General features: G+C 45.3%; 1 protein-coding gene. It reads right to left on the bottom strand.

Features of this window, described 5'->3' with window-relative positions; all coding sequences use genetic code 11:
- Positions 1-552: mucin-binding protein (locus LMB57_RS00455; protein WP_418887467.1), on the bottom strand; the 552-nt coding region annotated here is incomplete at both ends.

Below are 552 nucleotides of genomic sequence, written 5' to 3'. Positions count from 1 at the left end.
TAACAACTGGGGTCTTAACGCCATCATAACTTCCCTTGTTGCTTACCCATTCTGTGGAGCTGATAATCTTGCCAGTCACATTGTCAACCGTAATAGAACGAGTCCATTGCGCGTTTTGCACGTTGTCAGCTGGGTTATCGTTTCCTGCACCAACATAGTGGACAGTAAACTTAACATCCTTAAGGTAGTCAACATCTTCATTGGTTACCTTCGGGCCGTCTGGGTAGTTAGGGTTTATTGGTTCACCCGGTGTACCTGGCTTATCCGGTTTGAACGTCGTGGTTCCGTGCTTCAGGACAACGGTGTAAGTTTGAGTAGTATTGTCATCATTGTCAAATACTGCGCCTGCTGGGAACCCATCACTGACCAGCACATAACCTCGTGCTTCCAGTTGCTTAATTTGATCAGCCGTACTGTAGTTAATTACACTACCGGGCTTACCAGTCAAGTTACCGGAAGTTGCGATCTGAGCATTGTTGTTATCTTGGTCAACATAATTAACAACAGCTGTTTGATCATTAACGATTGGGTTGTATGGCACTGGTGTATCCT

The sequence above is a fragment of the Limosilactobacillus secundus genome (assembly GCF_020784695.1).
Classification (GTDB): Bacteria; Bacillota; Bacilli; order Lactobacillales; family Lactobacillaceae; genus Limosilactobacillus; species Limosilactobacillus reuteri_F.
The sequence above is the reverse complement of the archived record's forward strand: the minus strand, read 5'-3'. Positions and strand labels throughout refer to the sequence as shown.